Genomic DNA, 25800 nt, shown 5'->3' on the forward strand with positions numbered 1-25800 from the left:
AACATCTTTAGGAATACTGTACAAAATCAGGGGCTACAGTAGACTTTTCCGAAGTCTACTGTAAACCCTTTGGGAATCCCAGTAAACACTGGAAATTTTTGACGAAAAAATTGACGCAATTTCACTAAAAAACAAAATTGGGCCTATGGAAAAGCAATCTAAAGCTTAAAATAACGGAATGGAGATTGGAATGATATAAAATTGAGGCAAACAGACCATTGGATTACCTCAAATGATGAGGAGAGTATATCGGATTAATAGATAGAATTGCCTCGCTCAGTAAGGTTAGTTTGGCAAGATTTGGGGCTTGCAGCGCGAAACTTGGTTTCGCTCGCCTTTGTTTAGAATTTCAGTTAATGCCTGGTTTTTTACCTGATAAATGCTCAACTCTAGTTAATTCCTTACTACAATCATCCGAACTTGAGGTTTTTAAGATATTGTTTTCCACTATAATGGTTTCATCCCTCCAGGTTTCCTTTCCCATAGTATTTTTCCATTTCACCTGTCCAACATAAGTGCCCGGGTTTTGCTGGGAAAGATGGAAGCCAACTTCATCCAAGGTGAACTTGTACCTTCCAAGCCCCCCGAGCTTTGCATAGCGTCCTTCAATTTCTCCATTTTCATTGGTATAAAAGGTAACTACACGTCCATCACATCCTTCCCAAGATCCAATGATGTCCGTATAGGTGGAAGTTGCTATTGGACTTATGGATTTACAGCTGACCCATATGCCCAAGCTTAGGGACAGCAATACGATGAACTTTATTTTCTTTACTTTCATTAGTCCTTTCTTTGATATTTATCTTTCATAAATTCAAAATACATATAGCCAAAACGGTCGTACCAGTCTTCAACCCCATACTTGGCCTCGCAAATGTTAAGTTCCATCATGGCATCGGCCAGACTTTGTAGAAATTCAGCATATTTAGCATCATAAGCTTGTTCAAGTTCGGTCACGGACTTTTCGATATTTCTTCGTTGGGTTTGCCAGGCCATACCACCAACACCGCTAGGGGTAAAGCCAGATACGTCGTCTCCAAAGGAAATTGCGGCATTGGAAAAGTCCTTGGTGCATTTATAGATTGTGGCAAGCTTTTCAAACTGGTATCGCATGTTGTTAAACTTCTTTCGGGCTTCAAAAAAACATTCTGCACAGCCTTGGTTTTCCTCCTCAGAGATTTCCCCGTTATCATCAAAATAAAAATCGGTACAAATGGAAGGAATGGAAGGTGCTTGGCCCGGTGGTGCTGAACTGATGCATTTACCCAGTCCATTATTATAGGTAGAATAGAGTAACTTTACATTGTCCCATTGTTTCCGTATCGTAGAGATGGTCTTGTCTAGATCCTTAACTGCTTTGTCCACAGCTTTGCGCTCGCTCTCCAAACCCGCTAATTGGCTCATGACCATTGCATGTTTTGAATTTTGCTGATTCTTCCAATTTTCAAACTCTTCCATGGTCAACACAGCGCCCCCATCTTGACCAAAGCTTGAAAATGGCATTAATGATAGAAGCAAGAGAATCACTGCTGTCCCTTTTCCCTTTCTACCCATAAGTTTTCCAGCCAAAACACCTATGACCAGTAAAGCAACCCCGAGGGCAATGTATAACAGGTAATTGGTCTTCCCTCCATCGCCGGTCGTCCCAGCAGCTTCAATGGGTGAGGCTTCACCACTGAATGTCATGTCATCTTCATTGATTGACCTAAAGGCACTGCCCAAATAGGTTTTTTTTTCGGGGCTGGCCACCACTGCAATGGTATAGATAGAATTGTTGGGTTGCTCCGGCTCTATTTTTATTCCAAAACTTCCCCAGGTACGTATTTTGAAGTCAGCTACCCCATCTCGAGCATTGACAGTGTTTTGTTGGGCCTGCACGGCTTCCCAGTTATCTTTTGCCAAGCTTACTTTTAATGGAGTGCCGTCTACACTGGTGACCAACACATCAACAAAATTATAAAGGTCGTGGCCGGTAACGTAGTGGTACATTGCGGAATCTTTTAGTCTATTAAAATAAACAATGCCAAGTTCCCCGTCGTGCCCCGTTCTAGTGTCTGCCAATAGTTTCAATTCTACCGGCTGAATCGCTTTGTTCAAGGTGAAAGGTTGGGCATATCCCTGAAACGCACCTATAAACAAGAGGCCAAACAACAAGATGTTTTGCAATAGTTTCATCTTAATTTATTTTTGGTAGTGATCAATAAGATAGTTGGCAATTTTGTACGTATTCTGTTTCTGTTCTTCCCTTTGGGAATCTGTCAGTTTGGGACCACTAGTGTTTAAATAACTGTAACTGATTTTTATAGGGTTTCCATAGTTTGTATTTAACAGCAGCAAGAAGCCCTGTACAGGATGTCTTTTTATATAGGTATCGCCGGATTTACTTATACTGAGATCAATCATCTCGTTCTTCAGTCCACTTTTTATTTGGTCTTCAACAATGTTTTTGTCTCCCCATTTTTCTAGGCTTATTCCGTAATTGACCGTAAAATTGCCTGGATGGGTTACTTTATACCAGCAATCTCCCTGATAGTTGCTTTGTTCTTCTACTTGATGATTACTGTATCCCAAAGCCTCGGCCAATTGGGAGGTGGTAAGTTTGCAATCTCCACTTGGAGTGTATAGTTGGGTATAATCCCCTTTTTGCTCCAAATCTATTGTACTGGTAGCTTCCAATTTTATATCTGTCCCGGAACTCCCCGTGGTTGATTTTTCCTTTTTTCCTGTATCGCCACAAGCAGCTATTAGCAACACGCCCAAAAAGGCAATAGTAATGTTTAATGCTTTCATAATGTTGTTCTAATGTTTATTAAAGCTCTCTTATTTTAGAACTTGACTTACAGTTAAGCCCTATCGCATGGATTATTCATCAATTCTATCAACTTTAATATTCGCTATCTCCAAGGGTTCATATTTGATATAATAGTTCTCTGCCCCCGCGATAATCGGACTTATCTTTATTTCTCTGCTATCACCAATAAAATCGAACATAATCTCGTCGTATTGGTTGTTGATAAACCAAGTTTCATTATATCTTCCAGTAACATTGGTCATCACTTTTTTGTTTCCGTATTCGCCAGGTTTAAGTTTGATGATCACGCGGTATCTTTGTCCGGCCTCTGGATTGAATTGCAAAACCAGATACCTCATTTCAGGTAAAAACCCTGGTGCTCCATTGTTTACTCGCGGATAATATTTGTTTTCTGGATACACACTGATGTATCTGGGGGACTGCTCAAATTTTCCAAAATATGATACCACCTTCATATCCTTGTCCGTCATTCGTCCAGGTTCAATTTCCCATGATTTGTTGTACTTAAGCCTTAACAAAGCAGAACGGTCAAATGTGGTTGCGGGAAGTTTTGCTATTTGTTTTGCATTAAGGCTTTCAAACTTTTTCACCTCTATCCTTTGTGGCTTGGCAATGATTTTGTTGCTCAAATCTATTTTGGAGGTCTGAGAAATATTGATGTTTGTGTTCTTGGACAACTTTTGAGCATGCAGCGTGCAAATTCCCGTTACCATAGTGGCCAATAATAATTTAACAATTGATTTCATAAGCTTATTTAATTGAATTGATTAAGATCTTCAGTTAAGTTTCCAAACGGTATTGTTTGTTGTTGAAAAATTGCTCCGTTGTGTTCCACCAATGGCAAATAGTTCTCCATTTAGATTGACCAATGCATAGAAAATGGCTCTTATCGGAACCGAATCAATCGTTGTGGCAGCCACCCAATCTACTCCGTTGGAAGATTCATAAAAGGTTGAATCGGGATTTGGGCCATCCACAGGTGTAGTCATCAATATAATTTTACCATCCAATACTACGGTCCTTACCGAGTTTATGCCTCTCTCACGGATTTCTGAAACTTCCGGGGTCGACCAGTTGATTCCATCCATACTGGTCCTTATACTGATTTCTTCAATATCCAAATCTGGATTGGGCTCAAAGGAATATAGGGTTTCATTTAAGCTTTCAAGCTGAAAACTGTACTTTGTATCAAACCCGTGATTTTCTATTTCCAAATTCCAATTTAGGCCATCGATACTGCTGTACACGTAGCGTTCTGGAGATAGGTCATCTATATCGCCCGAATAGCCGGCAATTCTAAATATTTTATCCCCCAATACTTCAAACTTTGAAAATTGATATTGTATAAAGGGCGTGGTCTCCGTTTCTTCCTCCCAAGCGATACCATTTTCAGAGCTAAAAATTTTAGTGGAGAGGAAACCTTCGGAAACACCTCCATAAATCCACAACTTACCGTTGAAGGCAATCAATTCATGTCCATAGATGCCTCCAAAAGGAAAATCTCCTTCCAACGTCCAATTCTCACCATCATCACTGGACCAGATATCCGTAAGGGCAACATCTGCTTCATTTCGTCCTCCAATCACCCAAATTTTATCATCAAAGACTTCAACCCCGGTGGCTTTTCTGGCACCGTATGCAGCTTCTTCAGTAATTAAGCTTGGGAATATGAGCTCGGTGGTAAATGTTTTAACTTCACTTTCTGCAACCGTTTCACCCTCTTCATAAGCAATGATCTGCCAAAAATATTCGGTGTTCAAATCAAGGGCATCGTCTGTTTCAATATCATATGAAGTAACCGTGAGTCCTGATTCGATTTCGGTCAGTGTATTTTCAGAAGTTCCAAGGAACAACGAATACGTAATCGGTTGGTCGCTATCGTAATTTTCCCAGCTGATCGATGGTGTTTTGGAAACTGGGCTTTCGTTGTTAGTCGGAGACAAGGTTGCCAATGTTTCTATAATTGGCTCATCGCCAACACCGTCATCATCAATAACGACAACTCCGTTTCCATTGTCATCATTGCCGCAACCTTGGCACAATAGGATAAGACAAACGATAATTGATCTAAAAAAAAGCTTCATGAGTATTTTAATTTTAAGGTGTTCTTGGTAACAGTTTGTTTATTAATGGACTAGGCCAAAGTGATTCATTACGTTGTGGTAGATCATTGCAATAAACCCAGTTTTTGCCCTACTAGTTTTTTCTCCTTGGCCTATTCCTTAGAGAAATGTGTGCTTTTGATGACATTGTTTTTATTCATGATCTTTAGCTTGTATTTTCCCTTTTGCAATTTGTTCACGTTCAAATAAATCTCATATCGGGGAACTTCTTCAAGTATGCCTTCATACCTCTTTTTCTTCATGGTGATATGAAGTGTTTTTGTGTTAGTCAATCGGTAAGGTTGAATGAATGGGTTGTAGGCCATCATTCAACGCTGGAGCAAACATAATGGCACATAATGCTGAGGGCTATGAATTATGTATCAAAGCCTATGAAATATGTAACAGGGTAGAAAAACCTTGGCCTTAAGGAGACTTGGGAAGGTTATTTTTTACTGAATTCAGAGGGAGATGTTCCATAGGTTTCCCTAAAACACTTGGTAAAATAAGAATGATCGTTAAAGCCTACCTGATAGCCAATTTCGGAGATATTGGCATCACTTTTTTGTAGTAGCGAAGCTGCCAATTTTAGCCTTTGGCTACGAATAAATTCCGTAGTGGTCTGTCCCGTGAGCGCTTTTAACTTTCGGTGCAGTTGCATTCTGCTCATACCCAAAGCTTTTGCAAAATCTTTTGAATTAAAGTCCGATGCGACCAAATGATTGTCCAAAACATTTTGAAGGGACTCCAAGAAGCGTTCATCATAAGAGCTGATGGATATGTCCTTTGGGGTTAAAATAATCTCTTGACTAAAACGCTCCTGTAGTTTTCTGCGGCTCTCCAATAAGTTTTTGGCAGTCTGCTTCAAAATTTTGTTGTTGAATGGCTTGGTCAGATAGGCGTCGGCACCTGTTTCCAATCCTGTCAGTCTATTTTCATCACCGGCCTTTGCCGTGAGCATTAGAATGGGAATATGGGACGTAGCATCATTCGTCTTACAATTTTTGGTCAATTTCAGTCCATCCTCTTCGGGCATCATCAGGTCTGTTATGATAAGATCGGGAACCTGTTTCAGTGCTTTTTCAAAACCGATGCTTCCATTAGCTGCCGTAACAATATTGAATTCGTCATCAAAAATAGAAGAAACATAGGTGCGTAGATCCTCATTGTCATCCACGATCAAAATAACGTCTCGGCTTTCATCACTTTCCGTAATGGATACTTTACCCTCATCCTCAACGGCATCTGTATTTTCTTGATAGGTTTCCTCTAAAGTTGTTGATGTTGTGCCAGTTACTTTTTCCTCGTTTGAGTAGTCGGTTTCAAGTATGGGCAATTCCAAGTGAAATGTGACACTTTCCGGACTGCTCTTGGCCTCAATCTTTCCTTTATGCAATCCGACCAGTTCTTTGGTGAGTGCTAGTCCAATTCCCGTACCTCTTTTATTGGCATGAATTTGGTGAAACCGGTTGAATATTTCCTTTAATTCTTTTTTTGTTAGGGATACACCTGTATTTGTCACCGTTAATGAGAGAACGCCCTGTATGATTTCCGCCTCAAAATTTATCTCGGCATTTTGTGGACTGTATTTTAGTGCATTGCCCAAAAGATTGCCAACCACCTTCTGAAGTATGTCAGCATCAAACCAATAATGATTTTGATCTTTGGAGATTTTTATTTGGAGTTGTTGGGACTTTTTTTCGGCGCTGAACAAGAACGATTCCGCTTGTGATTTCAAAAAAGTGGACAACTCTGCTTTATTGACATTCAGTTCATAATGACCTGATTCCAGTTTTGATAGGTCCAGCAACTGGTCTACCAAAGTGGCGAGCTGTTGGGTGTTCTTTTTGGCAATGGTCAGGTTCCGTCTATCCTCTTGGCTTAGTTCCGCACGCTCGAGTTGCTGTTCTACCGGACCCTGTATCAAAGACAAAGGTGTACGCAGTTCATGGGATATATTGGCAAAAAAGTTTGATTTGGCCACATCCAGCTCTCTTAATTTTTGATTTGTCCTTTGACGGTTGCGATAAAGCACAAAGAGAAACAATACTGCCAAGGATGTTAAACCTATTCCTCCCAAAAAAAGATTGCGCTGATTCCTTTTTTGTTGTTCGGCGAGTTCATTTTGTGATTTCAACAGTGCTATTTCTTGTTCTCTTTTTTGTGTTTGGTATTTGGCTTCAAGATCCAGGGCAAGGCTTTTTTGCTTTCGGGCCTCTAGAGAATCTTGCAGAACGAATGATTGTCCATAGTATTCGACCGCTTGCTCAAAGTCCCCGGTTTTTCCATAGGATTCTGCTAGGTTTTTGGTAATTCCCAGCAAAACACCACTAGAACCGGCATCGGCTTGTTTAAAATAGGCATAGGCGTCTTCAAAATATGGTACTGCCTGTTTATAGCGCCCAATTCTTAGAAGAAACCCAGCGTAGACCCGATTGGCGTTAGCAATTTGATTAGGGTCCCCTGTCTCAGTGAGCAGGGCAAGCCTTTTTTTATAGTAGGCATCGGCTTGATCATAATTATTGAGGTCTGTCTCTATGATACCCAAGGACCAATAAATATTGGCTACGTTTTCAATGGAACCGTTGTTTTTAAAATAGGCTAGGCTTTTTTTAAAATAAGGCTTGGCCTTTTGATATTCCTTTCTTTGCCCAAAAATATTTCCGAGCATGATATAGCCGTAGTGTTCCTGATCGCTATCATTTATTTCCGAAGCCATTTGTATGGCGTTTTTAAAATATTGTTCGGACTTTCCTATATACGAAGTATCCTGTACGCTGTAGGTCCTTAAGAGTACTTTGCCTAGATTGAACAACGCTTTGACAACATACGGGTTCTTTTCTCCAGAAAATTCTGCAATGGAATCTATTTGCTGGTAGGTGGCTATTGCATCAACATCTTCAAATTTTGAATAATGTATGTTTCCAATGGAAAGCAGTGCACTGGTGGTCACTTCGGGCAAATTGTTCTCCGTCCCCAAAACGATGGCCTTTTTGGCATAGTGCTGTGTGGAATCGTAATTTCCTTTGTGAAAGTAGCTATTGGCCACCTCACTTTGAGCTTTGCCCAAGAGTAAAGGTGAAGACGTATTTTTTGCAATTTTCAAATTTTGTAATGCCAGCAGAAGTGCATCATCATATGCTGAGATTTTTGATAAGGAGTCTATTTGGGATTGATTGGTCAAAAACTCTTGGGGTATATTTTGACCAAATGATGAAATACCTAATCCTAATGATGTAAGAATACAAACAAGATTATATTTATTTATGACCATTTTTTTCATCACCGTTAATCGCTAAGTTACCAAAATATATCGGGCTGAAATTAGGTACAAGGAGTATTGGTCTTTACCTTGGGAGTCAATTAACCTCAAATTAGTTTAACAGGATTTAAGAAGAACTGAGATGAATCAAAGTTTAAACAAACGATAGACTTTCATTTATAAATCAATCATTTACAGCTGTTTGTTTATCTTTGATATGGCGAAAGACAAATCGATCACAAAAGTTCACAAATCGTCAACATTTGGAAAACAAAAAGTGGAAACCCCAATAAAACTGGTGGTCCAAGAGAAAAGTTCGATTCTTGCCGGGGCTACAAAAAAAATAGTGCTAAGCACTTCTTTAGCATTGATTTTGAATCGAAGTTTATTTTCAACATAGCTGAAAAGCCACTTTCCGGGCTAGCTTTTCTTTCCTAAATACGTCAATTGCCCTATTGAGTCGACAGATACTGGCACTTAAGTTTGCGATAAACCATAAAACCAGTATATGAGACGTATTAATCTATCTATGTTATCTTTTCTATTGATTCTATTATGTGCATCTCCAGTTTTGATTGCACAAAATGTAAAAGACTTTAAGGTAAAAATGTTGGGGCCGGCCAACCTTAACTTTAGGAAAGTTCCAAAAAGAGTGGTAATCTCCGATTTTCAGGTCAACTTTCAAACCGCTCTGCAACTGGAAGATAAAAAGAAAGGCGGAAAAATGTGGAGAGGGGGTTTAAAAGGAGATGCAAAGGCATCTTTGACGTTGGTCTTGGACGGGCTCAATATAGAAGAACTTCAGCAACTCACCGATAAACTCTTTGAAAAATACAAAGCCGAACTTGTCGCCAAAGGGTTTGAAATAGCATCCATCGAAGAATTATGGAACCATAACGCATACCAAAAAAATCGTGAGAAAAGATGGGACTTACGGTCTGGACAAGGAGGGGAAAAAGGAGATGAGTTCGGAACCATTGTAATGCGCCCAACCGGTCAGAAATTTATCGTGGCCAAAAAGAATATGGACAATAAAAAAACAGGCCCCCTAAAACTGGCCAATTACGAAGAACAAGTAGAACTGAAAGTTTCCAACCAAAAAAAGGAATTCATTTTTAATAAAGTGGTCCTTAATGTAATGGCTTTTGATAATGCCCTGAGCGAGACCACAAGAGCATTGAACAGGCATGCCGGATACGCACAGGTAAAGGCCGAGACCGATTTTAAGATTGGTGCCTCCAGTTTTAATAAGTTCAATATTGGACAAATGATCGTTAAAGGAGGTGTGGAAGTAGCGGGTATTTTGGAAAAGCAAAAGTTTGATGCCTCACAGGGAGCAGATGTGGACAAAAGAGGAACCGATGCCGGGGTTTTCCGTATATGGCGAGTGGAAGATAAAGAAGACATCAATGTTTCAGTGGTAAAATGCGACCCGGAAAAATATAATAAAGGGGCCGAAATGGCAATAACCGCCTTTTTGGGTGCAACTATCGAAAAATTGGCGGATAAGTCAAACTAACGCAAGTTGGGATTATCGACATTTTTCTAAAAAAAGAATATTTATATTCACTTTTGGTTTAGCTTTAAACACCAACCATTTTCTTTTACCATGACCTGTCCAAAAAAAATCCTTTCTCCCATTTTCTTCTTTTGCGCATTAATGTTTAGTATGCCTTTTTTTGCACAAGATATTCAACAACAGATCAGCGCACTAAAGGATAGCTTAAAGTTGAAAAAGGGAGAGGACAGGATTCTGGTCCTGAAGGATATCGGGATGAAGTTTAGATCTATAAATTATGATAGTGCATGGTATTACACAAAAATAGGTTACTCGGAAGCCATTGAACAACAAAATGAATACTTGGCTGCAAGGTTGACCATATCTTTTGGGATATTGGAAAACGGAAAGGGAAATTCGTTGGAAGCCCTAAAATATTACAAAAGGGCCTTGCCCACAATTATAAATTCGGATGATCATTTTGCTAAAGGCGCCCTTTATACAAATATGTCCAACGCCTATGAGAAAATAGGAGAAGTGGACCATTCCGTTTCGTATCAACTAAAAGCATTGCAAGAATTCGAAATTTCAAAAGATTCCATATGGATTGCCGGTAGTTATAATAATTTAGGTAGCAGGTATCAAGCTATAGAGGAATATGGTACTTCCGAAAACTATTTTAAAAAGGCTCGGGATTTGTATGGTCAATTGGGCTACGAATACTATGTGGCCTTGATAAACAATAACTTGGCCAGTATCTACCTATTGCGCAAGGATCACGTTAAAGCAATGGTATATGCAGATAAATCCCTTGAAGGCTTTGTGTCTTCGGGAGCCTATTTTGAAACGGCCACATCACTTTACAATTTGGGTTATGCCCATCAAGGGTCGAAAGAATTTGATTTAGCCTTGGACTATTTTGAGAAGGCCTTAAAAATTCAGCAGGAAAAAGAAGATTGGTACGTTGCCATTCATCTTAAGAATGATATTGCAAAAACCTATATTTTACAAGGTAAACTTAATAAAGCCAAGGCAATAGCGGATCAAGCGTATGACGAGGCACTACAAAAAGGTATAGTTTTGGCACAATTTGAATTGTGCAATACACTGTCGGAAATTAACAATAACCTTGGAAATTATGGTGAAGCCTATACCTTTCTACAACAGTCCGTAAAATTAAACGATAGCTTAAAAAGTGATGAAAGGGCCAAAGAAGTACTCAACCTAAAAGAAAAATACGAGTCCGAACAAAAGGAGAATGAAATCTTGCGCCAACAAAACCAGCTGGTAGAAAGCGAACTGTCCATAAAAAAACGCAATAATATGCTGATGGGTAGCGGCGGTTTGGTGGCAATACTGTTGATTGTTGGATTTGTACTGTTCAGGGAACAGAAAATAAAGGCGAAGAACTTTGAAAGGGAGACCGTTCTGGAGAAAGCAATGGCCGAGGCCCGAGCACAAGAAAACCTTAAAGAGCAACGTTTACGGATTGCTCGGGATCTACACGATAATATTGGTTCTCAGCTTACATACCTTACTTCCCTAACCGATTCCGCAAAACGAGGAATAGACAAAGGAGAAGTGTTTTTAATGGAAAAACTTACACAAATGAAACAGTTTTCGTTGGTTACTATCTCCGAGCTTCGGGATACCATTTGGGCCATGAACAAAGACGAGATCAGTTTGGAGGATATTAAGGAGCGTACCCAACAATTGGCTGCGACCGTACATGAAGCAACAGATGATAAAACGCGAGTTAAAGTTAAAGGAACCCCTGCCAATAGGGTGCTCAACGCTTTTGTAGGAATGAACCTTTTCAGAATTATTCAAGAATCGGTCAACAATGCCGTGAAGCATTCGGGAAGCGAACTAATAGAAGTAATATTTAATGAAATTGATGGTGCAGTACAAATTGTGGTCCTAGACTTTGGAAGAGGGTTCAACACGTCAAAAGAGTCAACAGGGAACGGACTTCATATTATGCGAAACAGGGCCGAAAAAGCAGGTGTTGATTTTGAACAGGAAAGTAAACTGGGTAAAGGCACCAAGGTAACATTGAGGGTTAGGGTATAATAGTATAGTAGAAAAAAGACGACCATGAGCAAGATTAAACTGGCCATAGTGGACGACAATACATTTTTGGCGAGGGCCGTCCGCGAAAAATTGGTCCATTTTGAAAATTTGGATATCAAGTACATGGCATTTAATGGTAGTGAACTGTTGGCCGCACTAGAAAAAAACCATAATCTGGATTTGGTGCTCTTGGATATTGAAATGCCTATATTGGACGGCATAGAAACCGTGCATATCGTAAAACGGAAATACCCGCACATTAAAGTTCTTATGCTAACGGTTTTTGATAATGATGAGAATATTTTCAACGCAATACAAGCAGGCGCCGATGGCTATTTGCTCAAGGAAATAGAAGGACAAAAACTGCACAATGCCATTGTGGAGACCATTGGGGGAGGCGCGGCAATGAGCCCTTCAATCGCCGTAAAGACACTTAAATTGTTACGGTATCCAGAGAAACAAAAAGCCCTATCCACACAGGAAGAGGATATTTTACTAAGTTCCCGCGAAAAGGAGGTATTGGAACAACTGGCCGAAGGGTTAAGCTATACCGTGATTGCCAAAAATCTCTTTCTCTCCCCAAGTACGGTAAGAAAGCATATCGAGAATATTTACAAGAAGCTTCAGGTCCACAACAAGTTGGAGGCCGTGCAAAAGGCACGAAGACAAAGTCTAATTTAGTACATTAAAATCTTAATTTGTTTAAGTATATTTGATATAACGACAGACAAATGACTCAAAAAAATTGACAAATTGTCAATATTTTGAAATCAAAAAGTAAAAACCCCGATAAAATAGAGGATCCGGGAACGAAATTAGATTCTGCTAGGGCTACAAAATAGGGGTGAAAAAAGTGTGAAATAAGTCAAAAGCAGTGGTTTTTAATCGAAGTTTAAGCCTTGCACCAAGTTTAAATTGTTTAAAAAAGGATGTCGGATAATTTGCAATACGTTAAATCAATTCTGTTCTCTTGCCAGAGGATAATCCAACCTTGATTATTCAAAATGTTACTTTGTTAAATTAATGGACGCTTAATGGTTAAATTCGAGTAAAGTATTATATTTAGCCAAGAAAATACTTATAAAAATTGATAATATTGATTTTAAAGGGGGTACGCCCTCAATGGGCAAAAGTTAAGCCCTTTTTTTTATTCTACACATTTTTGATGCTTACTTGCGTAAGCAATGGTGCAAATGCTCAATCGGCTATCTCACCATCTTTGGTATATGATTCATTCGACTCCATTATTGGGGAGCAAAATATGGAGCTGTACAGTGGCCCATTGTTCCAGGAAGAAAATCGGAACATTAAAAACACCCATCCTTATTTTTTGGAGAGAGGATTTTTAAATGGCGATGTTGTGTTCGATGGACAGCCTTATTTTGACCAGAATTTGAAATACCACCAAGAATTGGACCAACTATTAATTACCTCAAAATATAGTCCAACAGGTTTAATTGTAAGGTTAATTGAGGATAAGGTACAAGAATTTACCATAAACGGACATCGGTTCGTGAGATTTCCATCGACTAAACAGAATGGCAAAATTAAGGGGTACCTAGAAGTTATTGAAACTGTTAATGGGTACATGTTGCTCAAAAAATATAAAAAGAAAGCTGTGGAGTCCAGAAAAGAGAGTAAGGTCGTTACTGAATTTGAAGAGCATATCGATTATGTATTGTACATTCAAGACAAGCTACTTTTGGCAAATACAAAAAAGCATTGGAGCAACACCTTTAACAATAAAAAACAAGAGTTAAGGGATTTTTACAAACAAAACAGAATTACATACCGGTCAGATAAGGATACTTTTTTTAAACTATTGCTCAATACTCTGACAAACCACACGGAATAATGAAAAACTATTTGATCTTGATTCTACTCATATTGGTTTGTATCGAATCTTATGCCCAAGTAAATGACGAACATACATTCTCTTTTCAAAATATTTCTCGTTTAAAAGCTTTACGGGAAATCGATTCGACAACGAATTATCAAGTATATTTTCAGGAAAACTGGTTTTCGGATAGTTTAGTTCAAAAAGAGTACAGGAATAGGGATATAGAACATATTATATCCGATTTATTGGATGGGACAACGGTGAACTATTTCCTGCTGGCCCCAAATAAAATTGTACTTACCAATAACAATAATATTTATTCCAGTCTACCGGAGGGCTTTTTTGGAAAGGACTCATCTGCCGTACAAACTGAAACGATACTTAAAAAGACCTCTCCCATATTTTATACGACAAATATCCAAAGAGCTTCGGCCAAAAGGAAAGTAGTTAGAGTAGGACGGGAATCAATAGGGCAGACCAAGGAAAGGTATACGTTGAGCGGAACGATCAGAAATTTTGAGTCGGGAGAGCCAATTCCTGATATGACAATTTCTACGGACGATAATCGTTTACTTGCAGTTACTTCTTTTGAAGGATTTTACCGTATAGAATTACCGGCAGGATCTAATGTTTTAAAATTTAGGGCATTGGGCATTGAAAGGGCAGAAAAAGAAATAGTCATTTTTAATGACGGTACATTGAACATGGAGTTTAATGAAAGTCTTGAACAGCTGGACGAGGTTGTGGTAGAAGGTGATATTTATAAAAATATTGAAGAAACAGTAAGTGGAACCGAAGAAATCAACAGTGAGGAAAGTAAAACCATTCCTTTGGTTCTAGGGGAAAGAGATGTTTTAAAGGTGGCCACGGCATTACCAGGGATTTCCTCTGCAGGAGAAGGTTCTGCCGGATTTAATGTGAGGGGAGGTAGAGCTGATCAAAACCTAGTCTTGTTCGATGGTGCCACCTTATATAATCCGCAACATTTTTTTGGTATTTTTTCTGCAATCAATCCATTTGCTATCGGTCAATTGGAGGTGTACAAAGGAAATATACCTGCAAGATTTGGAGGTAGATTGTCTTCCGTGTTCGACATAACGACCAAGGATGGAGATAACAGTGAGTTTAAAGGAGAGGCATCCATTGGTCCCGTTACTAGTAATATGGTTTTGGAAACCCCTGTTGTTAAAGGAAAATCCTCTTTGCTTTTTGGAGCGAGAGGGGCCTATGCAAATTGGATTTTACGTTCCATGAAAGAACAATCTCTGAGCAAAAGCCGAGCAACTTTTTATGATGTGGTATCGAATTATACACATCAGTTTAATGCCAACAACAAGTTAAAAGCAACGGCATACTACAGCAAAGATAATTTTAGTATTTCGTCAGATTCCCTATATGTTTACGATAATAGATTGATTTCGTTGAGGTGGCAACATAAATTCAACGATAAGCATTTATCGGAGCTACAATTGGCCAATAGTAGCTATTCTTTTAATATTGAGTACGAAAGGGGGGCGAATAATGATTTTGATTTAGGCTATGAAATCAATGAGACTGAAGCAAGGTTGAACTTTGATTACTTATATAATACCAATCTAAAACTGAACTATGGTATCGAAGGAAAGTTTTACTCGGTTGAGCCAGGAAATCTGGAGCCTTTAAACTCGGAATCAACGGTAGAAAATATATCCTTGGATAAAGAAAAGGCTTTGGAATCTGCCGCATACATATCAGCAAATTACAGTTTCACCAAAAAGTTTGCCGTCGACTTAGGAGTAAGGCTTTCAATGTTCAACGCTTTAGGTGAGCGTACACAATTTGAATACGAGTCCGGGGCTCCCAGAAGTCAAAGCACGGTCAGGGATACAGTTCAATACGGAAACAATGAGGTTATCAACACATACGGAGGACCCGAAATACGTGCAGGCGCAAGATATTTGATTACTCCCAGCCTTTCGGTAAAAGCAGGATACAATAAATCTATACAGTATGTGCATATTCTTACCAATAATACTACCGTATCTCCAATTGATACATGGAAACTTTCCGACTTGAATATTGAACCACAGGAAGGGCATCAATATTCTTTAGGTTTATTTAAGAACCTGGATGCCGATGCCTATGAAATAAGTTTGGAAGGCTTTTATAAAACGAGTGACAATGTACTCGACTTTAAGACCGGTGCACAGTTGTTGATGAACGAGAACGTGGAAATGGAAGTTTTACAGGGAAAAGGCAAGGCCTATGGTTTGGAGTTTCTTCTTAGGAAGAATAGGGGGAAACTTAACGGATGGTTGGGATATACCTATTCACGATCTTTTTTAAAATTGGATAGCGACTTTGCCGAGGAACGAGTCAATAATGGTGATTTTTTTGCATCCAATTTTGATAAGCCCCATGATCTGAGCATGGTGGCCAATTATAAATTCACCAAGAGGTTTAGTTTGTCCGCCAATTTTGTATACCAAACAGGAAGGCCAGTTACTGTGCCAGTAGGGAATTTTTCTTTCAATGATGCGGAGTATGCAGTTTATAGTGATAGGAATAGTTACAGAATACCCGATTTTTATAGGTTAGATCTCGGGTTCAATATTGAAGGAAACCACAAATTGAACAAACCAGGCCATAGTTTTTGGACAATTTCGGTTTATAATGTTTTAGGAAGGAACAATCCTTACTCGGTATTTTATGTAACCGAAAATGGAAATGTGGAGGCCTATAAGAGTTCCATTTTTTCCATACCCGTTCCTTCGATTACTTATAATTTTAAATTTTAGACCCCAATATGTCTACAAAAAATACTTTTGGTTTTTACCTTATCATGGTTGTATTGATTTCGATTACTTCTTGTACGGAGCCGTTCGAAGTGGAGACCACGGATTTTGAGGACATTCTCATTATTAACGCTAGTATCACATCAGAGACCAAACAACACGAGATTTATATAACAAGAAGCTATAAGGCGGAAGAAAAGGAGGTGAAGGTTTCTGGTGCAAAGGTCGAAATACTTGTAAACAATGGTGAATCCTTGACATTTGAGGAAACATCACCGGGTATTTATAGATCCACGACAGTTTTTGGAGCAGTCCCGGGGATGGATTATCAATTGAATGTTACTGATGAAAAAGGAGAAGGGTTTGTTTCACCACAGGTACAGATAACGGCTCCAACTAGTATTGATGAAATATCGGCAAAGAGAATCGTTAACGAAAATGGGATGGATGGGGTCGAGATTTATGTAGATGGGACTTCTATAGCTGAAAACGAAGGATATTTTAGATACGAATACGAGGAAACATATAGATGGGAATCTTTTTTTAAACCATTAAAAGGATTCAGAATTGTATCCGAGTCCCCACCTCTGTTGGAATTGGTTAATAAGGAAACTGAAGAGCGTTTTTGTTATGTGACCGAAAACTCAAATACCATACTTATTGCGGAAACCAACAACTTAGCGCAAGATAAGGTGGATGATTTCCCCGTTAGGTTTATCGAACGTAGGGATAGAAGAATAGCGTTCAGATACAGTATTTTGGTAAAGCAATTTGCACAAACCAGTACTTCGTACGAATTTTATCAAACCCTAAAAAGCTTTTCTAGCAGCGACAATTTGTTTTCCCAACCGCAACCAGGTTTGATTGTAGGGAACATAAGGCATGAATCGGATGACAATGTAAAGGTAGTTGGCCTGTTCGAGGTGGTTTCTTTCACATCCAGTCGTTTCTTTTTTAGCTTCCAAGAAATATTTGGCAACGATATTCCATTTATAGATGATTGCCCACGCGATAGCTATGGCTCACTCTCCGATCCAGAACTTTTTCAAAGATTTAAGAGTGGCCTAATCAAATTTGTTGCCGAAGATCCACCGTTTACCTATCAAGTAGCGCCTGCACGATGCGTGGATTGTACGCGATTCGGTACAAACGTGGTGCCCGATTTTTGGGAAGACTAATAATTCAATAGGACAATGCTTAAAAAGATTTTGAATAAAATAGTGGCCTTTTTCTTTGTAATCTCTGTAATGGGCCAGAATGTTCAAGACAGCTCCCAATATTCGGGGCTGGTTCAAGGAATAGGGGTGGAAGGCATTTATATCCATTATAATACAAATCTGCTTTTTACAGGGGAGTACTTGCATTTTAAGTTGTACGCCCTGAACAAAAAAAGTCAATCCCTTTCAATGGCCAGCAAGGTCGCCTATGTTGAATTATTGAACGGGCAAGGAGAGAGGGAGTTGATTCAAAAGGTAAAATTGATTGATGGAATGGGACAAGGAGATGTTTTTATTCCTACAAGCTTGAATTCGGGATACTATACTCTGGTTGCTTACACAAATTACATGAAGAATTGGCCTAGCGATACCTTCTATGCCGATGATATTGTAGTTGTAAACCCCTATACCAATGACCAAAAAGTATTTTGGGGCACAACCGTTTCAGAAAAAGGTCAGTACATTGAACAAAAAAATAATTACAAGGAACAGATCCTAAATAGTGAACTAACTCTAGCTTTGGATAAGAAGGTATACGGTAAAAGGGATAAAGTATCATTAAAAATAGAAACCAAGCCAAATAATTATGGCATTTACTCGGTTTCCGTTCGTAGAATAGACAAGGAATTGTACTTTGACAGAAGGTATGACCCAAAGGATTACTTGAGAAATTTTACTTCGGTAGACTTTACCCCCTCAGAGTACAAATATTTGCCAGAACTTAGAGGTGAATTGGTAAGTGGGTCGGTTATGGGTGACAACGGGCTTGCCATGCCCAATACAAAGTTTGTATTTTCCTTGCCAGGTAGTCAGTACGAATTTAGGTTCGCTCGAACCGATTCATTCGGCAAATTCCGGTTTTCATTAAATTCAGAGAATTTAGATACTAAATCTATATTTCAAGTGTGGGGCGGACAACAGGGTAAGTATTCAGTTGAAGTCGCACCAATTCCTGATTTGGAATTGAAACGAAAGGCGCCAAAACAATTTGTACTTGAAAAGAGCATGAAAAGTCTGATAGAGGAACGGAGTACATACAATCAAATTGAAAATGCATATTTTAATAGCAAACCGGATACAGTTCTTCTAAAAAACGATTTTGTTCCAATATATGGAAACGATTTTACCGAGTATAAGTTGGATGAGTACACCCGATTCCCGACTTTTAAGGAAACACTGGTGGAAATTGTGGACAATGCCTGGATAGCTACCAATATTGAAGGAGAAGAAAGTATTTTTGTTAGAGACTTTCAGGCAACCAACATGAATGCGGGCTACGCTCCCCTCGTAATCGTTGATGGAATCGTGCTGCAGGACCATACTGATTTGATCGGGTATGATATAAATATGGTAGAGAGCATTGTATTGGCAAGGAACCAGTTTGTAGTTGGAGGGCAAATTTTTCAAGGAATTTTTGATGTTAAAACGTTTGATGAAGACTTTGCAATGAGCTATCAACAAACCGATCTGAAGAATATTGAATTGATCAGGCCTCAAGCGCAAAAGAAATACTTTAGACAAGATTATAGTGTTCAGTCTTTTGAAACTATTCCGGATTTCCGACAACAACTATTATGGGAACCAAATATGGAGCTGTCCAAACCAGCCTCGACAATACATTTTTTCACCTCTGATTCAGTAGGTGAATTTGAGATTGTTATAGAAGGATTTACAAAAGGAATGCAACCTATTAAGGCTGTGCAATACTTTACTGTTGAATAGAAACCATTATTTGCAGTAATTAAGTCAAAATAGGGAAGTATTCTTTTATTACCCAACATTTTAATAATACCATCTTCAAGTTAAGGTCATTTTTGGTCGATTTTATCTTCCCATTTTTGACTACCCAAGTTTTTTTTTATAATTTTTCCATACAATCACAATGGTTCGATCTATATCGAACAATAAATCAATCCCAAAACGATGAATAACCTCAAACGTGTAATAGTTGATTATAAAAAATTGACCTCCGAAGTGCTCAAGCTTTTGGTGGATAAATATCCCGATGGTTACGGGGACGATGATGTGATCAACTTTAAAAACCTGAAAGGCGAAACTATTGAAGCCGTTGAGGTGTCCACGGAGGATACCAAATATTTGGTGAAGATCAGCTCAAAATTAGAGCGTACCATGGCGGACTTCGATGAAGATGAAGACGATGATTTTGACTCAGAGGATTATGAAAAAATTCCCGGTGACAGCGATGAGTTCTCCGATTCCGATGATAACGACGAGGTAGAGGACTAATTTGTCGTAGCCTTTAGATTATCCAACATTTCCTTGGTCGTTTGGTCCAGGTCGAACCTAGGTGTCCATCCCCACTGTTGGCGAGCTTTGGTATCATCTATACTACTTGGCCAAGAATCAGCAATTTCCTGTCTAAAATCGGGAGCATAACTAATGGTGAACCCAGGTATATGCTTTTCAATGCTCTTAGAAATTTCTTTGGGGGTAAAGGTCATTCCGGCCAGATTGTAGGACGATCGTACTTTTATTTTTTCAGCCGGACTTTCCATTAAGCTAATGGTCGCCCTTATTGCATCATCCATGTACATCATGGGCAATTGGGTCTCACTGCTCAAAAAACACTCATATTTACCTTGTTTTAGGGCTTCGTGGTAGATTTCTACAGCATAGTCCGTAGTGCCGCCACCTGGCATGGTTTTCCAACTTATTAGGCCAGGATACCTAACACTTCTAACGTCTACCTCATATTTTTTGTGATAATACTCGCACCAACGTTCCCCAGATTGCTTACTTATGCCATAAACCGTGCTGGGCTCCATAATGGTGTTCTGAGGGGTGTCTTCCTTGGGGGTATTTGGGCCGAAAACGGCGATACTGGAAGGCCAAAAGATCTTGGAGATCTTCTTTTCCTTAGCAAGGTTAAGAACATGGAACAAAGAGTTCATGTTTAGGTTCCATGCTCTCATCGGGAATTTTTCCGCAGTTGCACTGAGCATGGCGGCCATTAAATACACTTCTTCAATTTCGTAATGCATAACCACATCTTCGACAGCAGCATAGTAGGTGGCATCCAGCAATTCAAAGGGTCCCGACTGCATTAGGGCATCTCCTCCTTCTCTAATATCGCTTGCAATAACATTGTCCGCACCATATTTGTTGCGTAGCTCAAAGGTTAGTTCGGTTCCTATCTGACCGCAAGCGCCAATAATTAAAATGGGTTTGTGCATGTAAATCGAAGTTAATTTAGTTTGTTGCCAAAGATACCCTTTCTTAAAATTTGTACATTCGCTTATGCGAAAATTGTTAGGTATTTTACTGCTGTTCTCCATACTGGGAGGATGTAAGAAGGTTGAGAAGGCCACGGCCGAGGTCGAATCCCCCGAGTTGGAGTTCGATTATCAAAAAATGCCGGATAAAATTGAGTTCAACCCGGAAGCAACCGCCATAGTTGAGGAGTGGCCAGAGTTCAAGGATTTGAATTCCAGTGTGGACGTACTGTACAGGGCAACCAACAACGAAGATTTGGCCCTGGCCATAGACGATCTTATCGAGAAAGAGAAAAAAATGGCCAACGGTAAGTATCCCGAACTTTTCGATACCTTTCAGGTAAAGAGTAGGCAAAGTGTGATGCGGACTTTCCTGTACAAGGCAAAAGCAAGCATCCTAGAGAACCAACCAACAACTGGTCCGATTGTGGAAGCCCTGGAAGCATATAACAACATGCGAAAACAACTAAACATAATAGTAAATAGCCAATTGGATAAAAAACTGATCTTGGATGAAACATAAAATTATAATTATCACTGTACTGTTAATGGTAAGTACCGTTTTGGCCCAGACCAGTGATGAGCAAAAAATAAATAAGGTGTTGGATAACTGGCACATGGCAGCGGCCAATGCAGATTTTGAGGCTTATTTTGGCAATATGACCAAAGAAGGGGTGTTTTTGGGCACGGATGCCATGGAAAACTGGCAAAATACAGAGTTTAGGGAGTTTTCCAAACCATATTTTGATAAAGGAAAGGCATGGAATTTTATCACCGTCCAGCGGAATGTGTATCTCGATGATTCTGGGAATTTGGCCTGGTTCGATGAACTTTTGGATACCCAAATGAAAATATGTAGAGGATCGGGTGTGCTCAAAAAAGAAAATGGGCAATGGAAAATTGCCCATTATGTACTTTCAATTGCCGTTCCCAACGAATATGTGGATGAACTTGTCCAAATCAAAGAAGAAAAAGACAATGCAATCTTAGAGGAGCTAACAAAGAACAGATAATAGATTAGTTCCCGTCGCTCTGGGCTGCTTCTTTTTTTCTGGCTTCCAATGCCTGTTTGCTCAAACTCGCCAAGTTAAAGTTAGGTGCAATCTTTAGGGCTTCATCTATAGAAACTATGGCAGCATCAATATTTTCTTTGTCCAGATTGAAATCTGCCAATCCTTTTAAATGATAAAATGCAGCTTTTAAGGGAACCTCGTAGGGCTGCTGACGTTCGTAAAAAGCATACTTCATTTCGTCGGTGGCATTGGCAATACCGTACTCAATGTTCACTCTTGCATCGCTGGTTTCACCGGTCTGTATCTTAAGGTCGGCCATTTCGTAGGCCAGGTAAGGAGATGGATTTCTCGAGAAAAGCTCCTCAAAATGCTCCAATGCCCTTTTGGGTTGGTTAAGCGCCTTTAACGAAAATGCTTTGATCTGTACGGCAAGATCGGAATCGGTGGCATCTTTATCCACACCTATGGTGTTTAGGGCCTGCATGTGTTGTCCGTTGTTCATATAAACAAAGGCCAAGGTGTCCTTTCTTTCTTTTGATGGCGCCAAAACGTTCAAATGGGTCAACGCTCCAATAACACCGTTTACATCTCCCTGCAAACGCATTTCTTTGTAATACGCTTCATAATGTTTTAAAAGTTCGTTACTGGTTTGCGAAATACCGCAAATGCCCGTTAAAAGGAGCAATACGAGTATAGTCTTTTTCATTGATCTTCAGTTTAGTGCGCCAAATCTAACAAAATAATCCCAACCAAGCTGTTAAGAATACAATAAGTAATGGAAGGTTCTCAGGAAACAATGGAGGTAGTGAAGTTATGGGATTTGTTTAAAAAATTCTGGCTCAAAACGATTTTTCCCATTGCCTTGGATGATGTTTCTTTATACGATGGCGTGGGGATTCCTCTTTTCTGGGCCTCCTCAAAATAATACAACTGCTTTTTGGGATGATAAGGGTAAACACCGTTGAAAATTTCGCCCCAATAACCTTCTTCCAATATGGTTTGGATCATGTGAATGCAATCGTAGAGGTGAATCAAGTTGATGGCATGGTTGCCGTTGCCAAGTTGCTTCCTGCCCGATAAGGTGGTCACAGGGTGTCTGTCCGGACCAATTAGTCCTCCAAAGCGGACTATAGTGGTGTCGAGGCCAACTTCTTTTTGGAACATGTTTTCACATTGCACCAATTGTCTGCCCGATTCCGTATTGGGACGTACCGGTGTTGCTTCGGTAACCTCTCCCTCCAAATCTCCGTATACCGCAGTACTGCTCACAAAAATAATATTGGAAATTTCGCTGTCTTTCAATTCAGATATCAGGAACTTTATTTTGTCAACAAAACTCTCGGCATTGTTGCCTCGTAACTTCGGTGGCACATTAATGATCAAGGTCCCGACTTGGGAAAGAAATTCCTTAATATTTCCCTCGGTTCCAGTTTCGGTCAAACGAATTTCGAAGGGTTCAATACCTTCGTTTTGTAATTCCATTAATTTATTGGTGGAAGTGGTGGTCCCTTTAACGTGATATCCTTTTTTTATCAATGATTTGGCCAGGGGAAATCCCAGCCAACCACATCCCAGAATACCAATATGTTTATTCAAATCGCAAAGTTTTTATGGTCAATATAGCATCATTTAACACAAAAGGGGTGGGAATACTGTTTTTTGGTCTTTTCGGTATGCTAAAATCCGGATGTGTCAACAAATCGTTGGATGCTTCGTATAAAGTGAGTTCCAATACAGAATCCTTAGGGAATTCGAGTTGCAGTTCTGTAAAATCATTATTGGAAATATAATGAGTGACCAACCTGTTTTTCCTGTTTTCGAGGAAATAAGGGGATAATTCGATTTGGTTCACTTTTGCCTTTGATAAATTGATCGGATTGGTAAATACCTCAAGGCGGTTCACCGTTCTTTTCGGTGTGATGCAAAGTTCTATTACCCTGTTTTCCCCAACAATAGTGTCCATCACGGTATCAATATAGGATGCTTCCAGTTGTTTTTTTGGTGCATCTGCCACATAATTTAAGTTAGTGCGGTATTTGCTGGATATGGTCTCAGCTTTAGGTTTTCTTTTGTTTTCGTTAATAAATTGGCCGTTCCAATCAATTAGAACTTTATCGTATGTGGCCCATAGTGCTGAGTCGTCGTCCGTATTATAAACATATAGCAAACTGCTGGGTTTTGGTCTTTCTTCGTTGAAGTCGGATTGTATGTGACTCGTAATTCCGAATGCAAAAAAAAGAAGCAGAAATAAATAGGCCAGTCTCCTTTTACTTTTTAACTGACCTAAAAATGGGAGTGCCAGTAAAAACAATAACGTCGTAAAAAGGGTCGCGGCCACCATCATTTTTAAACCAAGGCCTACGGGAAACATTTTAATGAATGGGGAATAAATAAGAACCGCGGGCAGGGCCAAGAACAGCATTAAAAATGGATTGGGCTTCTTTTGATTGATGGTTACGAGCAACCCTGCCAGCAAGCCGAACAGGGGAACTATAAAAAAACTGGCGCCTTTTAAGTATTGTGCTACCAAGCCGCAAATTAGCAACCAAATAAAAATAGGGGCTACCAATAAACTTGGGGTAGGGGTTTTTCGGAATTTATGATAGGTGTAAAAGCAGATAAACAGCGAGAACATAACATACACGGCAATGTAAGTATGGCCGTTGTAGGTAAACCCGTGGAGCATATCCTTATACCCGGGGTACCACCATGTAATTATGGCCCAACAAAAATACCCAGCCGCCCCGTTCACCATTAAGGTGATGAGGACGGGAACAAAGCCTTTTAAAACATCGTTTGTTTTTAAGACCTGTTTTTTAAACCCTGAGAAAAGTAACAGGACAAAAGCCAAAACTGCAATGCCGAATGCGAGCCAGATCCACTCAAATGGATAGGAAACCAGATTAAAGATGGGGATATTGAAATACACATAATCATCCAAACTTTTTAAATTATCCAAATCGGCCTTACTAAAATGTGCGAGCAACGGCATTAAATAACTGCCTTGGTGAGCTAGGGTTTTTCGGTCCAAACGCTCATAATTGTCCAGGGCGGTGTGGTAATCAAAATGGTCATCTATAAAAGCAAAGTTAAATCCATCAATATCTGCATCTTCCCTAAAAACGGTTAGGTCGGTATCGTTGGGGAGCATTTTATAAATGCTATAGGCCAAAGAGTTCGCAACCGGGTATTTGGGATTTGCCTTTGTAAATTCCTTGATCAAAGTGCCATTGCCGCGATTGGTCTCTATAAGCATATAACTGGGCCCGCCGCTACCGCGAGCCTCAAAATTTAGGGCTAGCCCCACATTTTTTGCCCAAGGGTGTTTATTTACAAAAAGGTCGGCCCCATTAAGGCCAAGTTCCTCGGCATCGGTAATTAGGATAATGATATCGTTCTCTGGGGTTTCATTGTTGCTCAAAAATGCTCGGATTCCCTCCAAAATTGTGGCAACTCCACTACCTGCATCACTTGCTCCAAAGGAGGAATGGGGGCTACTATCGTAATGCGAAAGCACCAGTAATGCTTTTCCGTTGCCATTGCCCTTAATTCTTGCCAAAATATTCGTGGCTTTGCTCAGATTGCCCCAGTCTCCAGCGGTGTAACCCTGTTGTGTGGTAGTTTCCAGACCCATTTTTTTGAGTTCGGAGATAATATAGGTCCTAGCTCTTTGGTGTCCTGGAAAACCAACGGCATGTGGTTCTTTGGATAATTCTTTTACATGGAAAAGCGCTCTATCTGTGGAGAAAGCTCCCAACGGGGCATCCTGATCGGTTGTGTACTGGGGCGTCAAGGATCTAAAACTCCAATACACGGCAAGAAAAAGTAGAATTAGGGCAAGGGTCCGGGAAAACTTCATGGCGTAGTGATATTCATAATTTAAAATGTGAATATATGAAAGGTTCTCATCTTTAAGCGCTTAAAATTAGGTTATTCGCTAAAAAAAACTATATTTAAGAATCAACTTTAAAATCTA

At 39.6% G+C, this 25800-nt stretch carries 21 protein-coding genes; 10 read left to right on the top strand and 11 right to left on the bottom strand.

The features are described from left to right. Window positions 1-349 precede the first annotated feature (349 nt). The 7 genes from ABTP35_RS08100 to ABTP35_RS08130 all read right to left on the bottom strand — a co-directional run bounded on the left by ABTP35_RS08100 (window position 350) and on the right by ABTP35_RS08130 (window position 8020). Window positions 350-781 carry a hypothetical protein gene (locus ABTP35_RS08100; RefSeq protein ID WP_293281829.1) on the bottom strand — a complete coding sequence of 144 codons (432 nt, stop codon included), beginning with the start codon at window positions 779-781 and terminating at the stop codon, window positions 350-352. After that, window positions 781-2175 (bottom strand): hypothetical protein, encoded by a 1395-nt coding sequence (locus ABTP35_RS08105; protein WP_293281831.1) that lies wholly within the window; start codon window positions 2173-2175, stop codon window positions 781-783. The genes ABTP35_RS08100 and ABTP35_RS08105 overlap by 1 nt, the downstream gene beginning before the upstream one ends. Window positions 2176-2181: 6 nt before the next feature. Further along, entirely contained in the window at window positions 2182-2790 is a 609-nt protein-coding gene (locus ABTP35_RS08110) for a hypothetical protein (RefSeq protein ID WP_293281832.1), read from the bottom strand. Window positions 2791-2862: 72 nt separating this feature from the next. Continuing rightward, window positions 2863-3558, bottom strand: coding sequence for a hypothetical protein (locus ABTP35_RS08115; RefSeq protein WP_293281834.1), 696 nt, complete (start codon window positions 3556-3558; stop codon window positions 2863-2865). 30 nt (window positions 3559-3588) lie between these two features. Beyond that, window positions 3589-4896 carry a hypothetical protein gene (locus ABTP35_RS08120; RefSeq protein WP_293281836.1) on the bottom strand — a complete coding sequence of 436 codons (1308 nt, stop codon included), beginning with the start codon at window positions 4894-4896 and terminating at the stop codon, window positions 3589-3591. Between the two features lie 131 nt (window positions 4897-5027). Next, window positions 5028-5177, bottom strand: coding sequence for a hypothetical protein (locus ABTP35_RS08125; protein WP_293281838.1), 150 nt, complete (start codon window positions 5175-5177; stop codon window positions 5028-5030). 182 nt (window positions 5178-5359) lie between these two features. After that, complete coding sequence (locus ABTP35_RS08130; RefSeq protein WP_293281840.1) at window positions 5360-8020, bottom strand: tetratricopeptide repeat protein; 2661 nt, start codon at window positions 8018-8020, stop codon at window positions 5360-5362. A gap of 664 nt (window positions 8021-8684) precedes the next feature. On the opposite strand from ABTP35_RS08130, the gene ABTP35_RS08135 reads away from it, so the two are divergent. The 8 genes from ABTP35_RS08135 (at window position 8685) to ABTP35_RS08170 (ending at window position 19825) form a co-directional block, all read left to right on the top strand. After that, entirely contained in the window at window positions 8685-9695 is a 1011-nt protein-coding gene (locus tag ABTP35_RS08135) for a hypothetical protein (protein ID WP_293297439.1), read from the top strand. A 150-nt stretch (window positions 9696-9845) separates the two neighbouring features. Beyond that, on the top strand, window positions 9846-11747 hold the full coding sequence (locus ABTP35_RS08140) for a sensor histidine kinase (RefSeq protein WP_293297437.1): 1902 nt from the start codon (window positions 9846-9848) through the stop codon (window positions 11745-11747). Between the two features lie 24 nt (window positions 11748-11771). After that, window positions 11772-12428, top strand: a complete 657-nt coding sequence (locus tag ABTP35_RS08145; protein WP_293297434.1) for a response regulator transcription factor — start codon at window positions 11772-11774, stop codon at window positions 12426-12428. Window positions 12429-12912: 484 nt separating this feature from the next. Next, entirely contained in the window at window positions 12913-13602 is a 690-nt protein-coding gene (locus ABTP35_RS08150; protein ID WP_293297431.1) for a hypothetical protein, read from the top strand. After that, a complete protein-coding gene (locus ABTP35_RS08155) occupies window positions 13602-16364 on the top strand; it encodes a TonB-dependent receptor plug domain-containing protein (protein WP_293297428.1) in 2763 nt (920 codons plus the stop codon). Before ABTP35_RS08150 ends, ABTP35_RS08155 begins: the two co-directional genes overlap by 1 nt. Window positions 16365-16372: 8 nt before the next feature. Then, window positions 16373-17539 (top strand): DUF4249 domain-containing protein, encoded by a 1167-nt coding sequence (locus tag ABTP35_RS08160; RefSeq protein WP_293297425.1) that lies wholly within the window; start codon window positions 16373-16375, stop codon window positions 17537-17539. Window positions 17540-17554: 15 nt separating this feature from the next. After that, window positions 17555-19300, top strand: coding sequence for a hypothetical protein (locus ABTP35_RS08165; protein ID WP_293297423.1), 1746 nt, complete (start codon window positions 17555-17557; stop codon window positions 19298-19300). 201 nt (window positions 19301-19501) lie between these two features. After that, on the top strand, window positions 19502-19825 hold the full coding sequence (locus ABTP35_RS08170; RefSeq protein ID WP_252078775.1) for a hypothetical protein: 324 nt from the start codon (window positions 19502-19504) through the stop codon (window positions 19823-19825). On the opposite strand, the gene ABTP35_RS08175 is transcribed toward ABTP35_RS08170, so the two are convergent. Next, window positions 19822-20772, bottom strand: coding sequence for an NAD-dependent epimerase/dehydratase family protein (locus tag ABTP35_RS08175; protein ID WP_293297420.1), 951 nt, complete (start codon window positions 20770-20772; stop codon window positions 19822-19824). The two genes, ABTP35_RS08170 and ABTP35_RS08175, sit on opposite strands and share 4 nt — an antisense overlap. A 64-nt stretch (window positions 20773-20836) precedes the next feature. Between ABTP35_RS08175 and ABTP35_RS08180 the strand changes: the two genes are divergently transcribed. Continuing rightward, entirely contained in the window at window positions 20837-21334 is a 498-nt protein-coding gene (locus tag ABTP35_RS08180; RefSeq protein ID WP_252078776.1) for a hypothetical protein, read from the top strand. Then, the gene (locus ABTP35_RS08185; protein WP_293297417.1) at window positions 21324-21824 is read left to right on the top strand and encodes a nuclear transport factor 2 family protein; all 501 of its coding nucleotides are present in this window, start codon (window positions 21324-21326) and stop codon (window positions 21822-21824) included. The genes ABTP35_RS08180 and ABTP35_RS08185 overlap by 11 nt, the downstream gene beginning before the upstream one ends. A gap of 4 nt (window positions 21825-21828) precedes the next feature. Here ABTP35_RS08185 and ABTP35_RS08190 read toward each other — a convergent pair whose 3' ends face one another. From ABTP35_RS08190 to ABTP35_RS08200, 3 genes are all read right to left on the bottom strand, one after another. Then, the gene (locus ABTP35_RS08190; protein ID WP_293297415.1) at window positions 21829-22530 is read right to left on the bottom strand and encodes a hypothetical protein; all 702 of its coding nucleotides are present in this window, start codon (window positions 22528-22530) and stop codon (window positions 21829-21831) included. 80 nt (window positions 22531-22610) lie between these two features. Then, window positions 22611-23420, bottom strand: coding sequence for an NAD-dependent epimerase/dehydratase family protein (locus tag ABTP35_RS08195; protein WP_293297412.1), 810 nt, complete (start codon window positions 23418-23420; stop codon window positions 22611-22613). After that, window positions 23413-25683, bottom strand: coding sequence for a M28 family peptidase (locus ABTP35_RS08200; protein ID WP_293297409.1), 2271 nt, complete (start codon window positions 25681-25683; stop codon window positions 23413-23415). The genes ABTP35_RS08195 and ABTP35_RS08200 overlap by 8 nt, the downstream gene beginning before the upstream one ends. Window positions 25684-25800: the final 117 nt, after the last annotated feature.

Source organism: Flagellimonas alginilytica (genome assembly GCF_042134605.1).
In the GTDB taxonomy this organism is placed as follows: domain Bacteria; phylum Bacteroidota; class Bacteroidia; order Flavobacteriales; family Flavobacteriaceae; genus Flagellimonas; species Flagellimonas alginolytica.

Coding starts and splice junctions, on each gene's coding strand:
- ABTP35_RS08100 (WP_293281829.1), bottom strand. CDS start 781: ATGAAAGTAAAGAAAATAAAGTTCATCGTATTGCTGTCCCTAAGCTTG.
- ABTP35_RS08105 (WP_293281831.1), bottom strand. CDS start 2,175: ATGAAACTATTGCAAAACATCTTGTTGTTTGGCCTCTTGTTTATAGGT.
- ABTP35_RS08110 (WP_293281832.1), bottom strand. CDS start 2,790: ATGAAAGCATTAAACATTACTATTGCCTTTTTGGGCGTGTTGCTAATA.
- ABTP35_RS08115 (WP_293281834.1), bottom strand. CDS start 3,558: ATGAAATCAATTGTTAAATTATTATTGGCCACTATGGTAACGGGAATT.
- ABTP35_RS08120 (WP_293281836.1), bottom strand. CDS start 4,896: ATGAAGCTTTTTTTTAGATCAATTATCGTTTGTCTTATCCTATTGTGC.
- ABTP35_RS08125 (WP_293281838.1), bottom strand. CDS start 5,177: ATGAAGAAAAAGAGGTATGAAGGCATACTTGAAGAAGTTCCCCGATAT.
- ABTP35_RS08135 (WP_293297439.1), top strand. CDS start 8,685: ATGAGACGTATTAATCTATCTATGTTATCTTTTCTATTGATTCTATTA.
- ABTP35_RS08140 (WP_293297437.1), top strand. CDS start 9,846: ATGCCTTTTTTTGCACAAGATATTCAACAACAGATCAGCGCACTAAAG.
- ABTP35_RS08145 (WP_293297434.1), top strand. CDS start 11,772: ATGAGCAAGATTAAACTGGCCATAGTGGACGACAATACATTTTTGGCG.
- ABTP35_RS08150 (WP_293297431.1), top strand. CDS start 12,913: ATGCTTACTTGCGTAAGCAATGGTGCAAATGCTCAATCGGCTATCTCA.
- ABTP35_RS08155 (WP_293297428.1), top strand. CDS start 13,602: ATGAAAAACTATTTGATCTTGATTCTACTCATATTGGTTTGTATCGAA.
- ABTP35_RS08160 (WP_293297425.1), top strand. CDS start 16,373: ATGTCTACAAAAAATACTTTTGGTTTTTACCTTATCATGGTTGTATTG.
- ABTP35_RS08165 (WP_293297423.1), top strand. CDS start 17,555: ATGCTTAAAAAGATTTTGAATAAAATAGTGGCCTTTTTCTTTGTAATC.
- ABTP35_RS08170 (WP_252078775.1), top strand. CDS start 19,502: ATGAATAACCTCAAACGTGTAATAGTTGATTATAAAAAATTGACCTCC.
- ABTP35_RS08175 (WP_293297420.1), bottom strand. CDS start 20,772: ATGCACAAACCCATTTTAATTATTGGCGCTTGCGGTCAGATAGGAACC.
- ABTP35_RS08180 (WP_252078776.1), top strand. CDS start 20,837: ATGCGAAAATTGTTAGGTATTTTACTGCTGTTCTCCATACTGGGAGGA.
- ABTP35_RS08185 (WP_293297417.1), top strand. CDS start 21,324: ATGAAACATAAAATTATAATTATCACTGTACTGTTAATGGTAAGTACC.
- ABTP35_RS08190 (WP_293297415.1), bottom strand. CDS start 22,530: ATGAAAAAGACTATACTCGTATTGCTCCTTTTAACGGGCATTTGCGGT.
- ABTP35_RS08200 (WP_293297409.1), bottom strand. CDS start 25,683: ATGAAGTTTTCCCGGACCCTTGCCCTAATTCTACTTTTTCTTGCCGTG.